Genomic DNA, 492 nt, shown 5'->3' with positions numbered 1-492 from the left:
GTCACGCAGATCGCCTTCAAGCCTGACTGGAACCGGCACGCCAAGGCGGCGCCGTTCCGGCGCAACGACCAGCTGCTGTCGGTCGTGCCGGCGGGCGTCATCGTCTTTCCCGGCTCCGGCATCACCGAGAACCTGGCCGATAAGGCCCGCCGCCTCGGCATCCCCGTCTGGCGGTTCGCGGAGGGCGGCGCGTGAAGCGCCGCTTTCATCGCAATCCGCACCACCGAACCGCGCGCGAAGCACCGCGCTCTCCGCCTCCACGGATCGTATCGACGCGCCGAAGCCTGCCGCCACGCAATGTGGTATTGCCTTCCGCGTTACATAGACGTATATACGTTCGCAGCACAGGAGTGCGCCATGGCCATCACAGCCACGAGGAAGGAAACACCCGTCTCGATGCGGTTTCGCGACGATGATCTCACCATCATCGACCGCGGCGCGGAGCTGCTTGGCCTGTCGCGCACGGAGTTCATGCGGCGCGCAGCACTCCAC

The 492-nt window shown here is 66.3% G+C and carries 1 pseudogene; it reads left to right on the top strand.

The annotated features are described in order from the left end of the window. Window positions 1–195: pseudogene (locus ACWTU8_RS32340) on the top strand (hypothetical protein); the annotation flags it as partial. Window positions 196–492 lie beyond the last annotated feature (297 nt).

Source organism: Mesorhizobium sp. BHbdii (genome assembly GCF_053848045.1).
This window is presented reverse-complemented; position numbering and strand designations above follow the sequence as displayed.